9 protein-coding genes are annotated in these 15,122 nt (G+C 59.3%); 5 read left to right on the plus strand and 4 right to left on the minus strand.

The window, feature by feature from the left end; all coding sequences use genetic code 11:
• Positions 1 to 8: 8 nt before the first annotated feature.
• Genes AXW11_RS11390 through recC form a run of 4 tightly spaced genes read right to left on the minus strand, consistent with a single transcriptional unit; the run spans position 9 to position 9,974 of the window.
• Positions 9 to 467: an META domain-containing protein gene (locus AXW11_RS11390; RefSeq protein ID WP_075195423.1), complete on the minus strand. Its 459-nt coding sequence runs from the start codon at positions 465 to 467 to the stop codon at positions 9 to 11.
• A 35-nt stretch (positions 468 to 502) separates the two neighbouring features.
• Complete coding sequence (gene recD / locus AXW11_RS11395) at positions 503 to 2,674, minus strand: exodeoxyribonuclease V subunit alpha (RefSeq protein WP_075195424.1); 2,172 nt, start codon at positions 2,672 to 2,674, stop codon at positions 503 to 505.
• On the minus strand, positions 2,671 to 6,378 hold the full coding sequence (gene recB, locus AXW11_RS11400) for an exodeoxyribonuclease V subunit beta (RefSeq protein ID WP_083637191.1): 3,708 nt from the start codon (positions 6,376 to 6,378) through the stop codon (positions 2,671 to 2,673). Before recB ends, recD begins: the two co-directional genes overlap by 4 nt.
• Positions 6,375 to 9,974 carry an exodeoxyribonuclease V subunit gamma gene (recC, locus tag AXW11_RS11405; protein WP_075195425.1) on the minus strand — a complete coding sequence of 1,200 codons (3,600 nt, stop codon included), beginning with the start codon at positions 9,972 to 9,974 and terminating at the stop codon, positions 6,375 to 6,377. Before recC ends, recB begins: the two co-directional genes overlap by 4 nt.
• A 182-nt stretch (positions 9,975 to 10,156) precedes the next feature.
• Here recC and AXW11_RS11410 point away from each other — a divergent pair, with 182 nt between their 5' ends.
• The 5 genes from AXW11_RS11410 (at position 10,157) to AXW11_RS11430 (ending at position 15,115) form a co-directional block, all read left to right on the plus strand.
• Entirely contained in the window at positions 10,157 to 11,185 is a 1,029-nt protein-coding gene (locus AXW11_RS11410; RefSeq protein ID WP_075195426.1) for a TRAP transporter substrate-binding protein, read from the plus strand.
• A gap of 109 nt (positions 11,186 to 11,294) precedes the next feature.
• Positions 11,295 to 11,888: a TRAP transporter small permease gene (locus AXW11_RS11415; protein ID WP_036202413.1), complete on the plus strand. Its 594-nt coding sequence runs from the start codon at positions 11,295 to 11,297 to the stop codon at positions 11,886 to 11,888.
• Between the two features lie 33 nt (positions 11,889 to 11,921).
• A complete protein-coding gene (locus tag AXW11_RS11420; protein WP_075195427.1) occupies positions 11,922 to 13,205 on the plus strand; it encodes a TRAP transporter large permease in 1,284 nt (427 codons plus the stop codon).
• Positions 13,206 to 13,238: 33 nt separating this feature from the next.
• A complete protein-coding gene (locus AXW11_RS11425) occupies positions 13,239 to 13,679 on the plus strand; it encodes a universal stress protein (protein ID WP_041333611.1) in 441 nt (146 codons plus the stop codon).
• A gap of 23 nt (positions 13,680 to 13,702) precedes the next feature.
• Positions 13,703 to 15,115, plus strand: coding sequence for an alanine/glycine:cation symporter family protein (locus AXW11_RS11430; RefSeq protein WP_075195428.1), 1,413 nt, complete (start codon positions 13,703 to 13,705; stop codon positions 15,113 to 15,115).
• Positions 15,116 to 15,122 lie beyond the last annotated feature (7 nt).

A 15,122-nucleotide genomic window follows, 5' to 3' on the forward strand; every position in this document is an offset into this window, starting at 1 on the left:
CCGGCGCCTTATTTCATCCGTGAGGCTTCGAACACTGCCAACTCTTCGCCGGCTTCACCCAACAACCGAAGCTCGATGCCTTCGAGATTGACACCAACGGTCTTCGCCAGGGCCGCGAACAGCAACTGTTCCGTCTGATTATCCGGGCAGGCCCTGCGAGTGCTGCTCATGGAATCAAACAGCAGGTTCTCACCCGTGACCTGATAGTTACCCATGTATTGATTGCAGCCACTGAAGCCACTTACCCGGCCGTCGTCCAGAAACAGAATGTGGGGTTTCTGGTCGGCGTTGGTTTCTGACACCGGTTCACCCCCGATGCTCAACAGCTGCCAATAGGTGTTGGTCAACGGCATCGCCACGATGTCATCGGCTGAACGGCTGGTAGCAGGTGACCCGACGCAACCGGCCAGGAAAAGCAGAGCAAACAGAATTGCCACATGCCCAGGTACCGACACGACTCCTCTCATGTGCTTTCTCCCTATAAGGGTTAACAATAGACGCTTCAAGCCAACAACCCAGCCAGCCCTGACGCCCTGATCACGCTACGCCCCACTGCCTCTTTCAGCACACCGTCCTGGCATACCGCCAGGCTGAGCCAGTGGCGTGCCCGGGTGATGCCGGTGTATACCAGCTCCCGGGTCAACACCGGGGTCAGGCGGTCCGGAATCACCAGGCAGGCGTGGGTGAATTCCGAGCCCTGGGACTTGTGCACGGTCATGGCGTAGACCGTTTCCATCGATTGCAAACGGCTGGGCGATATCCATCGGACACCTCCGCTACCGTCACTGGACGGAAAGGCGACCCTCAGGGTCTCAACCGGCTCACCCGCGTCGTTACGATCCCAGGGCACGCTCAGGGTGATACCGATATCGCCATTCATCAGCCCCAGATTATAGTCGTTTCCGGTGATCAGTACCGGACGACCGGCGTACCAACCGTCGGTGCGCTCGATCAACCCGGCACTATGTAAACGCCCGGCAATGTCATGGTTCAGTCCTTCCACTCCAAACGGCCCCTGACGCAACGCGCAAAGCACCTTGAAGCGATTGAACGCCGCAAGCACCTCGGTTGCCCAGGCGTCCCATGATTCACGCCCATCCGCCTCGACGTCGATGACAGGTTTGCGGTCACGAATCAGCTTTAGATAGTGGCCGTAGCCAACCGGAGGATCAACCGGCGCAGTGCCAACCACGCGCTGCATGCCCTGGCTGTGAAAGCGTTCCGGGCTGCCGGTCAGGGCGTGATTTGCCAACCACCCCATGTCGTTCTCACCAGTCAGCCAGGCCACATCCTCAAAGCCCTGGTTGCGGCATTGGCCGATCAATTCCCTGCTGAGCTGGCCCGCATTGGTGGCCGACGCCAGCACGCCGATACCGCTATGCTCGTCAAACCGATAGCTCTTTCGCAGCATGGCAACCGCCTGGTCCAGGGCCAGGCCTTCGGAGTCCAGCAGCTCTGATGGCAATTGACATCCGGTCACCGCTTGCAGCCATTGCGCCGTTTGCGGCAGGTAGTGTGCGCCTTCGGCGCGCTGGCAGAGCTCCCCCAATACCGCACCAGCGTCCACCGACGCCAGTTGATCCTTGTCCCCCAGCATAATCAGCCTGGCCTTGTCGGGCAGGGCGGCAAAGACCGACGCCATCAGGTCCACATCCACCATGGACGCTTCATCAATCACCAGGATATCCAATGGCAACGGATTGTCCTCGTTGTGACGAAAACTCCGTGAACCCGGGCGACTGCCCAACATCCGGTGTAATGTAGTGACCTGGGTTGGAATGGCGGATTTATCCGGTGCACCCGGCAGGCTTTCCAGCGGCAGACGGTCAACGGCACCCCCGATGGACTCACTGAGCCTTGCGGCCGCTTTTCCGGTTGGCGCCGAGAGGCGGATGCGCAGGTAAGGGTTGGCACCGGCGGTCTCAGCCGATTCACAAGCCATCGACTGCAAAGCCGCCAGCAGGTTGACTACCGTGGTGGTTTTACCGGTGCCGGGACCGCCGGTAATGACACTGAAGCGGTTCCGTGCTGCCAGGGCACAGGCCACTTTTTGATAATCCGGCGGGCCATCGGAATCGTTTTCCGTGCCGAACAGGGTATCCAGTGCCGTTTTCAACGGCGCGGTATCCGTCAACGCCACACGGTTGTCGAGACGTGTCCGAATACCGGCGGCAATAGCCTGCTCATAGCGCCAGAATCGACGCAGGTACAGCCGCGAGCCATCCAATACCAGCGGTGCTGCCTGCTCGCCGTTGCTGACAGCGCAGCTTTGCCCCAGCATCCCAATCAGTTGGTCAGCGTCGACACTGGCAAACAGATCCGACGGCCTAGGGCTGTTTTCAGGTAGAGAACCGACGCCTTCCGGCGGCAGCACCAGCGTTGGTTCCGTGGCACGACAGAGATGACGCACATCCAGGCAAACGTGCCCCCGCCCCACCTGGTGTGACACCATCGCTGACAGCAGCGCAAGCATGGCCACCGGCTGCTCTCCCTGTTCACGGACCATCGTGCAAACAAACGTCGCGAAGGCATGATCGAGGGCACGAATCCAGTCGCGCTCCACCCACTCATCCAGCAGGGCCAGAGCGTCGGCAGCGGTTTGGGGCAACCGTGGTGCCGGTTCGGGCTCAACGGCGTCGAACAGGTCCGCAATGGTTCCGCTTTCTCCGGTCATGCTGCTTTCTCCCCCTGGCCGCTGAACAGCCGGTCCAGTTCCTCAATCAGGGCCCTGTCCGGTCGTTCGGTAAAAGCGCCGGCGCCCGGTGCATCGCAGCCACGCAGGAACAGGTAGACGGCACCTCCCATGTGGCTGTCGTAATCGTAGTCCGGCAGGCGCGCTTTCAACAGGCGGTGCAACGCCAGCAGGTAGATGACGTACTGCAAGTCATACCGTTTCTCAAGGATTTTGTCTTTCATCACGTCAGGGATATAGGCCTGATCGTCCTCCCCCAGGAAGTTCGACTTGTAGTCCAGCACGTAGTAGCGGCCTTCGTGTTCAAACACCAGGTCGATAAACCCTTTCAGCATGCCATTGAAGGTGGCTTGCTGAGCCTCGGGACGCGGATCACCACCCAGCGTATGCCGGCGGACCAGTCTGTCCATGGCGAGGGTGTTCACCTCATGGCTTTCAAACCAGAACTCTAGTTCCGGCCGAAAGGTTTCAAGGCCCGCCAGGGAGCATGTCCTGCTGCTGCCCGGAAGCGGGATGTCCATGGTGATCAGGGTGTAGATCCAGGTTTTCAGGGTGTCAGTCCAATCACTCCAGTTGCGTAACTGGCAGCGTCGCTCCAGCAGCTCGTGGAGATCCTCCGGCGCATCAGCCACCTTATGGAACCCCTCTCCAGCGCACCACTCCAGAATATCATGCAGGAAGGTGCCGGGGCCGGAGCCTTTCGGGAAAGCATGCTGGTTGACCGGTTGCGGCCCTTGCCAGTCGGGAATCATTGCGGCCAGGGTATCGGCCACAACGGGCTCGTCCTCGTCACGCAGGTTCTCCTGCTCCGCATCCTCACTGGCCGGTGCGAAGTCGTTCCCGTAGCCACCGCGAGCGCCATAGGTGATCGCGGAATAGCTTGCGATCCACCAGTTTTCCCGGGCTTCCCGCACTGGCTCCAGGGCGTTGCCAAGCTCCGGCTCCTCGTCGCCCGCGTAAACGTCGTCTCCTGGTTCAGGCATGGGCGCCACATCGATTGCGGGCTCGCCGGTGGCCACGGACTGCAGGAAGGGCATCAGGTCCGTGTCTTCATCGCTGGCATTGCGGCCAATCAGGTGCCCCAGACCACTCTGCCGCCAGCCTTTGATGCCGCTGGCGCCAACCCAGGTGGCGTGACGGGATCGGGTCAGGGCAACGTAGAGTTTGCGAATATCCTCACCCAGTCGTTCGCGGTCGGCCCTGGCCAGGGTGTCTTCATCCGGCTCAAGGGAAATCTGCAGTCGGCCTTCGTCATCGTGGTACTTGATAAACGCCTGGTTCGGCTTTTCCTCGCGGAATTCGGTGGCAAACGGCAGGAACACCAACGGGTACTCCAGGCCTTTGGACTTGTGGACAGTAACCACCTTGACCAGCCCGGCATCACTTTCCAGGCGCATGGTGCGGTGTTCGTCCTCATCGTCGGAATCCTGCAACATCTCGGTGTAGTGGTGAATGAGCGCATGTTCGCCGTCCAGCTGCTGGCTGTCCTGCTGAAGCAGTTCGGCAATATGCAGAATGTCGGTCAGGCCGCGTTCGCCGTCAGGCCCGGACAGCAGCTTCGCCGGCACGTCATAGTCCATCAGCAGGCGCCGCAGCATCGGCAGTACGCCCTGTTGCTGCCAGAGTTCACGGTAGCCCTGAAAGCGGTTGATCTCGCGGTCCAGCGCATTCTCGTCACTGTACAGACGGTCCAGCTCCTGATAAGCCAGGCCCATGGTGGGCGTGGCGAGTGCCGCGCGAATCAGCGGAAGCTGGCCCGGTTCGGCGCAGGCCTGCAGCCACTGCAACATCTCCACTGACTGGACCGACTGCAGCACGGAATTACGGTCTGAGAGGTACACACTGCGAACGCCCCGGGCGCCCAATGATCGCCGGACGGCATTCGCCTCGTCACGTTTGTTGACCAGCACAGCAACGTGCTCCGGTCGCACGGGCTCAAACGGCGTGCCCTCGGCCCCAAAGCCCGCCTCGCCGCTCTGCCCCAGATTCAACAGGCGGGCAATCTCCGCCGCACAGGCCTCGGCCATGGCCTCCCTGCCGGTTTCCTTGGCGATAGGGCGCTCATCGGTCAGGGTCCAGAACGTCAGTGGTGGTCGCGGCTGCCCGTTAACAAGCCATTGCTGGCTGGTACCTTTGGCCTCCACGGGGCTGAAGGGCAACGGGTTGTCGTCCCCGGCTCGAAACAGGAAGGCCCCTTCGGGCAGGGACTGGTCGGCCTGGGCGAATACCCGGTTGACGCCGTTTACCATGGCGACAGCTGAGCGGTAGTTGGTCCCCAGCGTGTAGGTTCGGCTGCTGACCGCCCGACGGGCATCCAGATAGGTGTAGATATCAGCGCCACGGAAACCGTAAATCGCTTGTTTGGGGTCGCCAATCATCAACAGGCTGGTGTCTTGGTCGTTGCTGGCCACCCGGTATATACGGTCAAAAATCCGGTACTGCACCGGGTCGGTATCCTGGAATTCATCGATCATCGCCACCGGAAACTGCCGACGAATAGTGCCTGCCAGGCGTTCGCCCTGGGGGCCGCCCAACGCGGCATCCAGTCGTGTGAGCAGGTCGTCAAAGCCCATACTGGCCAGGCGCTGTTTTTCGCTGTCCAGGCGACGGGCGATCCAGCAGGCGGCATGATTGAGAATGTTCGCTTTCGCCACCGGCATGGTTTTCAATGCCGGTTTGAGTTCGGTGATGGCGTCCATGGCAGGATGATGCGGAGGCTCATCCTCGCCGGTCCATTTTTCGGCAAACGCGTCCGCCTCCAGGGTATCGAAACCCTTGGTGCGCTTGCTCGACAAGAACTCATGCGGTTCAGCCGCATCGGTTGTGGCCCATTCTCGAAGGTGTTCCACGGCTTTTTGAAGGGAGTTTTTGGTGGTGCCATGCAGCGGTTTCGGCTTTCGCTTCGTGGTTTCCGCCAACAGCTCTTCCAGTTCGTCGCACCAGGCCGGCCAGGGGGCTTTCAGAGCCTGCAGTTCCACCTCCCGCAGGCGTTTCGCTTCCTCCGCAGCGGCCAGTGGGTCACGTTCCGGCACTGGCAGGGCATCAACGTGTGGCAACAGGTTGCGCACTGACTGGCGCAGGCTTTCCGGGGTTTTCCAGGTGTCCAGCACCTCCCCCATCAACTCCGGTGGCATGGGGTAGATAAAGGTACGCCAGTAATCCCTCACAACGTCATCCAGCAGGTCCGTCTGACTGGTCTCCAGGGTCTGACGGAACAGGCTGCCGCTGTCGAAGGCATGCTCGCTGAGCATGCGATTGCACCAGCCGTGGATGGTGGACACGGCAGCCTCGTCCATCCATTCCGCGGCCAACAGCAGTTTGCGGCGGCAGGCTGGCCAGTCGGCCGCTGGGCAGGCATTGCGCAGATTCACCAGTGGGTCTTTTGACATCGCCGCGGTGTCGACGGTGTCCGGTTCAGCCGCGAATAACGCCGCTGCTTCGGTCAGGCGGGCGCGAATCCGGTCCCGGAGTTCCTTGGTGGCGGCCTCGGTAAAGGTCACCACCAACAGGTTGGGCGGCATGATGCCCTCACCGAGTGGCTCCTCCACGGTGCGATGGCCCAGTACCAGGCGCACGTACAGCAACGCCAGGGTAAAGGTCTTGCCGGTGCCGGCACTGGCCTCTATCAGCTGGCTGCCACGCAACGACAGTGTGAGGGGGTCGAGCTTGCGGATCTCTTCCATCATTTTGTCGACCCCCGTCCCGCACCGCCAGGCTTGGCCCGACCGGCCTGTTCGGCGTGCCAGAGTGGCTCATACAGTGCCGACACCAACAGCGGAAATTCGTCATCCGCCAGCAGTTGTTCTACCTCCGGATAGGCCCGGCGCAGGTAACCACTGTCGCGCTCCAGAGCCTTGCCGTAGGCGTCCGTCGCCTTCAGCAGTGCTTTGTCTTCACTGCCCTCGCCCCTGGCGGGAAAAAGGCCCCGCAAATAGCCGAAGGCCGCACCCGACTCTATCGGCAGCGGCCGCGTCTGGCCCTGAATCCAGTAGCCCAGGATGCCGGCCAGGTATTCCCTGGCCTGGTCGGTGTCCAGAGGCAACAGGTTGACGACACGCTTTTCCTCTTTGGCGATCACCAGGGTGTGGAAAGCGTTGTAGCGAATATTACCTGCCAGGTGTGCCACCCAGTGTTCCAAGAGGGCCGGGAACTTTAGCTGGCGAGCGCTTCCGGACCCTTCCAGCAGGTTGCTACTGGCAATCACCACCCGGCAGAAGTCACCGCCCGGGCGGGTACGCAGGTTGCCCAGCCTGTCGTTAACGGTGACCGTCGCGTCGCCATGCTCATGGCGGCACTCAAAGCCTGAGATATCCTCCACCGGCTCAGGCCAGAGCGCCACGGCCTCCTGATAACGCCGGTACAGGTCTGGCATGCGGCTTTCCAACTGCCGGGTCAGGGCGGTTTCGGTCACTCCCATGCCCAACTCGCCTCGCCGGGCCATGCTCGCCAGGGCAGCCTCCAGCCGCTGATGCAGTTCGTCCTCGGTGCCCGATTTCATTACCGCATGACGGATCAGTTCGTCCTCCAGACGCCAGTGGTGCAAGCCGTCCATGGCGAACGCCTCGTTGTCGGTGTCCAGGCTCTCCACATCGGTAAACCGGACCTGCAGCCGGCGCTGGTAAAAGGTGTCCACTGGTCGTTTGAGGAAAGCGCCAATATCGGCAATCGTCAGTGGCTCCGCCGCTGGCAGGAAAGGCAGTTCGGCTCCCACCACATCGGTTTCCCGTTGCTGGTGCGCACTGAGCCATTCACTGTCATAGGTGAACAGGCGCCGCGTTGCCAGCACCGCGTTCACGTCCGGCGAGCCATTGTGCCCGGCTCCGCGATTTCCGGCGGGAAAATACTCACGGCTGAACGGCTGCAGCGGGTGTTTGATCGTCAGGGCCGGAGAGGCTTTTCGGTCCGACTTCTCCACCTGCCACACCGCATCAAGATGGTCACAGAGCTGGCTGACCAGTACCGAGGGCGGCCGTTCCGAATCATCACGGATGCTGCGCCCTACCCAGCTGATGTAAAGCTGCTCCCGCGCGGAGAGCAATGCCTCCAGAAACAGGTAGCGGTCGTCCTCCCGGCGGGAACGGTCGCCCGGCCGGTAATCCACGGCCATCAGGTCAAAATCCACCGGCGGTCGCGAGCGCGGGTAGTCACCGTCGTTCATGCCCAACAGGCACACCCGCCGAAAGGGGATGGCGCGCATGGGCATCAGGGTTGCAAAATTGACCTTGCCGGCCAGGAAGCGCTGATTGAGGCCGCCTTCTTCCAACCCTTCCAGCAGAATTTCCCGCACGATGCTCAGGGGCAGTTCCACGTCTTCCATGCCCGCACTGTTGCAATCCTGGAGCCACTGCTCTGCCTGTCGGCGTAGCCGGTTCACCAGCAGTAGATCGTCGTCAGACAGTTCAGCGAAGAAGCGTTCGAGGATGGACTGCAGCCGATCGAGCCAGCCGGCAGGCGTCGCAGTGCACCTGAGCTCGTGCCAGAGCTCTTCCAGCCGATCCACAAAGCGGTAGAGATTGCCCGCCACACCTGCCTGCAGGCCGCCGATTTCCTCGAACGGTTCGATGCCCTGCCAGGGATCATCACGGCCAGCGCCATAGCCCAACAGCATCCGCCGCAGCCCCGCCTGCCAGGTGTTGCGTTCCAGCCCCTCAGGCAAGTCGAGACTGCTGCGATGTTCGCTGTGCAGACCCCAGCGAATGTTGGCGCCGTCCACCCATTGGCGTACCAATGGAAGATCGCCCTCGGCGATACCGAACCGGCTGCGTACGGCCGGCACTTCCAGCAGGCTGATGATCTCGCTGACGCCAAAACGGCTTTCGGGCAGCGCCATCAACGTGTCCAGTGCAATCAGCACCGGCTGACGATGCCGCTGGCCCTGGTCGGAAATGGTGAACGGGATGTAGCGCCGGGACGACGACGGGTAACGGCCAAACACCGCCTGGATGTGAGGTGCGTAGGTATCAACGTCTGGCACCATGACAATCACGTCGCGGGGCCGAAGCTGCGGGTTGCTGTTGAATGCCGCCAGCAACTGGTCGTGAAGAATCTCCACTTCCCGTTGCGGGCTGTGGGCATTGTGAAACACCACGGAATTGTCCTGGAACGGATCGAGGGTCCGTGCCTGCCCCAGCATCTCTGCCTGGGAAGTGAGCGAACGAATGTCGTTCTGGATCTGGTGCAACAGCGCAGGCTTATCCGGATCTCCGTGGGGCGTGAAAATATCGATCCGGCCCTCCGGAGTTGCCACGCGGCCCTGGTACGCCTCGGGGTTGTCGAATTCGTCCAGCAGGCGAATGTAGTCCCGCCCCTGTTTGCCCCAGGCCGCCAGCAGGGGGTTAGCGTGCTGGTGGAGGGCATCAGGGTCGGTCAGTGCCGCCAGTTCCGGGTGGGTCTTGCCGCGCTTGCGGTCCGCCGTCAGCAGGTCACGGTCGCTGATGATGTCGGCCCAGTAAAATTCGCTGGGATTATGGACACAGAGCACCACCTGGCTGACCCGGCTGAGAACGGACAGGGCTTCCAGCGCCTGCTTCGGCAGGGATGACACACCGAAGACCACAATACGACGGGGCAGGTTTGGAGGCCGGTCTGCGGCTGTCAGTGCCTGCCCTTGCGCCATGAACCGGGTGTGAATGCGTGAACGGCTGGTACCCGCGAGTTCGCCCACATCGGCCACCAGCCTGCGCCACAGTACCGCCTGCCAGCGCAGCTCATCGCCCAGCTCACGGTATTCGCCGCGCGCCATCCGCAGCCGGTCATGGCCGGCTTCCCAATCCGCCAGCCAATCGGCGCGGAAAACCTGATACTGGTCGAACAGGTCCGCAATCTTGCCGGCGAGCTGGTAGCGTCGGGTTTCAGTATCCGTTCCGGCCATGAATCGTCGCAACGGCGCAAACACGTCGTCGTCCGCGATCAACTCCGGCAGTAGTCGGAACAGGCGCCAGACCAGTCGGGACTTATCAAACGGGGACTGTTCCGGTACGCCCTCCGAGGTCAGTACCGCACGGTAGGCCTGCCAGATAAAGCGGGCGGGAAACAGAAAATCCATGCCGGCCGCAATCCCCAGGCCGCCGACCCCGACATCAGCACCCTCCTCGGACGGGTCTTCAGCCAGTGCCAGCTTGAGCCATTGGGCAATACCATTGCTCTGCACAAGAAAGGTTTCACTTTCCAGCGGTGGCAGGGGGCTTTGCCGGCTGATCCAGACCACAGCCCGGCGCAGGTCTTCCAGATGATTCGCGTGGATGGCGTGAAAGCCGGGCTCGATGGATGGCGTTACTGGCATACCTGCCCTGTGTGTTGTTTCCGGTAAGAAACAAAAGCCTACCACAACTTGCATGGGCGACCGGAACGCGTCGCTTTCGGCCCCAGGTAAATTCGCCAATTTCTTGCGAAATCGGGATTGTTTTGCCAGTCTAAATAAATGTAACAGATCATTTCAGCAAAAAAATAAGCGGAGACAACGCGATGAGCACCATGAGCAAGTTCAAGAAACTGGCCGGATTTTCTGCGTTTGCCTTTGCCGCAATGACAGCGGCGAATTCGGTGAATGCTGCCAACTGGCGCTATGCGCACGAAGAATATGAAGGTGATGTCCAGGACGTATTCGCTTACGACTTCAAGGAATACATCGAAGACAACTCCGACCACACCTTGCAGATTTATCGTTTTGGTGAGCTCGGCGAATCCGACGACATCATGGAGCAGACCCAGGCTGGCATCCTTAACTTCGTCAACCAGTCTCCCGGCTTCACCGGCTCGCTGATTCCGGAAGCGCAAATTTTCTTCATTCCTTACCTGATGCCGACCGACATGGACACGGTGATCAAGTTCTTCCGTGAAAGTGAGGCGATCAACGAGGACTTCCCGGAGCTGTATGCCCAGAATGGTCTGGAGCTTCTGCAGATGTACCCGGAAGGCGAAATGGTTGTAACGGTGGACGAGCCCGTCAGCAAACCGGAAGACTTCAACAACAAGAAGATCCGTGTCATGACCAACCCGCTGCTGTCGGAAACCTATTCAGCGTTTGGTGCAACCCCCACGCCGCTGCCCTGGGGTGAAGTTTACGGTGCCCTGCAGACCAACATGATCCAGGGTCAGGAGAACCCGATTTTCTGGATCGAATCCGGCGGTCTTTATGAAGTTTCCCCGAACCTGGTCTTCACCAGTCACGGCTGGTTCACCACTGCCATGATGGCCAACAAGAACTTCTACGACGGCCTGTCCGACGAAGACAAGAAGCTTGTTGAGGACGCTGCGGATTACGCGTTCGAGAAAATCATCGTTCACATCGATGGTCTCGCTGAAGAAGCCCTTGAGAAGATCCAGAAAGCCAGCGACGAAGTCACCGTCACTCGCCTGAACGACGAACAGATCGAAGCCTTCAAGGCCCGCGCGCCGCAGGTTGAAGAGAAGTTCATCGAGATGACTGGCGAAAGCGGTAAAGAACTGCTGAACCAGTTCAAGGAAGACCTCAAGGAAGTTCAGAGCAACTGATCCTGAAGGAACCATTCCCGCCGGCCCTGCCCGGCGGGAATCTGTTTTAACCCCGCCCCGCCGGGGACCTCCTGCCGGCTGGGAGCGATATGTTCTGGAGCAACCCCCCATGTCCGAGAACTCCCCGGATCTAGAAGACGATACCGGCACCTACGAGTCCGGCCTGCCCGGGTTTCTGGGAACCATTGATGAAGTTATTGCTAAAACTGAGGCCGTGATGCTCGCGGTTGGCGTCATCCTTATGGCCGTCAACACATGCATCAACGTTATTGCACGCTTTGTCTTTGGAGAAGGCCTGTTTTTCTCCGGCGAGATTAACCGGATTCTTATTATCCTGATTACGTTTGCCGGCATCGGCTACGCGGCCCGCCATGGCCGCCATATCCGCATGTCTGCGGTTTATGATGCGATCCCGCCAAAAGGGCGCAAAGTACTGATGATTTTCATCGCCCTGTTTACCTCTTTGGTAATGTTCTTCCTCTGCTACCACTCCTATGGATACGTCGAGACCCTTTACAGCCGTGGGCGAATTCTCCCTGCGTTGGGCTTTGAGATCTGGTGGATTTACGTTTGGGCGCCAGTGGGCTTTGCGATTACCGGCATTCAGTATTTCCTCACAGCGATCAAGAATCTCACCAGCAAGGATGTTTATCTCTCCACTGGTGTGATCGACGGCTACTCTGATAGTGAGTCGGAAGTCTGAACCTGCAGCTGCTTTAACAAAGGATAGAAACTCATGGCGACTATAATGATGGTAATCATGATCGGGCTGCTGCTCCTGGGCTTCCCGATGATGGTTCCGCTGATTACCGGTGCGGTGGTCGGTTTTGTAATGATGTTTGATGGCTTCGGCCAGATGGGCACGTTCGTCCAGCAAATGATGGGAGGTATCCGTCCAGCCTCTTTGATTGCTGTGCCCATGTTCATTCTGGCGGCTGATATCATGACTCGCGGGCAGTCCGCCGACCGCCTTATCCATATGGTGATGGCCTTTATCGGGCACATCAAAGGCGGGCTGGCGATCAGTACAGCCACCTCGTGTACCCTCTTTGGTGCGGTATCCGGCTCCACCCAGGCGACGGTTGTGGCTGTTGGTTCTCCCTTGCGTCCCAAACTGCTTAAAGCGGGCTATTCCGACTCGTTCTCCCTGGCGCTGATCATCAATTCCAGTGACATTGCCTTTTTGATCCCCCCCAGTATCGGCTTCATTATCTACGGGGTTATTTCCGGAACCTCCATTGCCGAACTGTTCATTGCAGGCATCGGCCCGGGCGTCATGATTCTGATGATGTTTTCAATCTACTGCCTGATCTATGCATACATTAACAAGGTCCCCACCGAGGAAAGGGCCGGCTGGAGAGAACGGGGGGTCGCCGTCCGCGAAGCACTATGGCCTCTTTTCTTCCCGGTCATCATTGTTGGTGGTATCTACGGCGGTATTTTCAGCCCTACGGAGGCCGCCGCTGTGTGCGTGCTGTACGCCTTCTTACTCGAATTCGTGGTGTTCCGCTCGCTGAAATTGCCGGATATCTATCGGATTGCCAAGTCCACCGGCCTGATTACCGCTGTGGTTTTCATACTGGTTGCCGTGGGCAACGGCTTTTCCTGGATTATCTCGTTTGCACAGATTCCACAAACAATACTGGAAGCAGTTGGCGTCAATGAAGCCGGCCCGGTAGGTGTCCTGATTGCGATCTGTATCGCCTTCTTTGTTGCCTGCATGTTTGTTGACCCGATCGTGGTGATACTGGTGCTGACGCCGATCTTTGCACCGGCGATCGAAGCCACCGGTCTGGACCCAGTGCTCGTCGGGGTTCTGATTACACTGCAGGTCGCCATAGGCTCTGCAACGCCACCCTTTGGTTGTGACATATTCACCGCCATCGCCATATTCAAGCGCCCATACTGGGAAGTAATCCGTGGTACGCCACCGTTCGTCTTTATGCTGGTGGCAGCGGCCGGGCTGATCATCGCCTTCCCGCAAATTGCGCTGTTCCTTCGTGACGTTGCGTTCCGCTGAGGGATATAGAGACCGGACTTCAGGGAGAGTGAAATGTTCAAGAAAATTCTGGTGGCCGTTGACGGTTCCAAGTCATCCTTCAAGGCCATGGACAAGGCCATTGAGCTACAAAAACTCATGGACACCGAGATCTATCTGATCTGTGTTTACAAGCATCACAGCCTGTTTGAGGCATCTCTGTCGATTGGCCGGCCGGATAGCATGGATATCCCTGACAAGGTGCTATCGGAATACGCCAAGGAGATCGTCAACCATGCCAAGGAAAAGGCCAAGGAAAAGGGGGCGGTAAAGGTTCGGGGCTTTGTTAAAGCCGGCCGTCCTTCCAGCGTGATCGTCAAGTTTGCCAAGGACAAGGAAGTAGACCTGATTGTGGTCGGTACCCGGGGCACTCACAGCGATAAAGAGGGTATGCTGCTTGGCAGCGTGTCCCACCGCGTCGCTTCCAAGGCGAAATGTCCAGTGCTGGTAGTTTAACGACAACTGTTTAAGGAAGAACTATGACCACTATCGTAGATTCGCTGAACTCCATTCTGTGGGGCTACGTTCTGGTCTACGGCCTGCTGGGCGTTGGTGTCTTTTTCACCATCCGTCTGGGTTTTCTGCAATTCCTCAATTTTGGGGAAATGATCCGCGCCATTCGTGGCTCCCGTGACAGCGATGTCCACGGTATATCGCCGTTCCAGGCCCTATGCACCAGCCTTGCCTCTCGCGTGGGCACCGGCAACCTCGCCGGTGTCGCGGTGGCCCTGTATCTTGGCGGTGCTGGCGCCATCTTCTGGATGTGGATGGTCGCCCTGGTCGGCATGGCAACCGGCTACGCGGAGAGCACGCTGGCACAGCTCTACAAGGTACGTGATGGCAAAGGCCAGTATCGGGGTGGGCCTGCGGTCTACATAACCAAGGGCCTGAAGGCGCCGTGGGCGGGCAGTATTTTTGCCGTCTGCCTGATCCTGTCCTTCGGACTGGTCTTCAACGCTGTTCAGGCAAATTCCATTGCCGATGCCATGCAGGGTGCCTTTGGAGTGCCCAAGATTTGGGTTGGCATTGTGATCGCTGTTCTCGCGGGCATTGTCATCTTTGGTGGCCTGCGCTCCATCGTCCGGTTCGCAGAACTGGTAGTGCCGCTGATGGCGGGTCTCTATGTGCTTATTGCTCTGGTGATTATGGCCATTAACATCACTGAAGTGCCGGGCGTGCTGATGACCATCGTAAAGAGCGCCTTCGGGCTGGAAGAAGCCGCCGGCGGCGCAGCGGGTTCCATTACCGCCGCCATGCTCAATGGTATCAAGCGCGGGCTGTTCTCCAACGAGGCCGGCATGGGCTCGGCGCCCAACATTGCGGCAACGGCCACACCAGCGCCCCACCACCCGTCATCCCAGGGATTGGTGCAGGCGTTTGGCGTGTTTGTCGACACCATCATTATCTGCACCGCAACAGCAGTGATGATTTTGCTCTCCGGCGTCATGGAACCGGGCTCCGGCATTACCGGAACCCAGCTTACCCAGGATGCCATGCAAAGCCACATTGGCGAGTCTGGCGCCTATTTCATCGCCATTGCCATCCTGTTCTTTGCATTCACGTCCATTGTCGCCAACTACACCTACGCAGAGAATGCCCTGATTCACCTTGGCGGTGACAGTACCATCGCCATTACACTGCTTCGCTCTGCCGTCCTGGGGATGGTTGTATGGGGCAGTTACGAGGCGGTGGTGACTGTTTTCAACGCCGCTGACGCATCCATGGGTCTGATGGCAACCATCAACCTGATTGCCATTGTCATGCTTTCAGGTACGGTGGTGAAGCTGACAAAAGACTATCTTGCCCAGCGCAAACAGGGCGAGGTACCCCACTTCAAATCAAAAGACTACCCTGAGCTGCACGAAAAGATCGACGGCAACATCTGGCATTAGTACCCGT

Origin of the sequence: Marinobacter sp. Hex_13 (assembly GCF_001566815.1) — a bacterium.
In the GTDB taxonomy this organism is placed as follows: Bacteria; Pseudomonadota; Gammaproteobacteria; order Pseudomonadales; family Oleiphilaceae; genus Marinobacter; species Marinobacter salarius.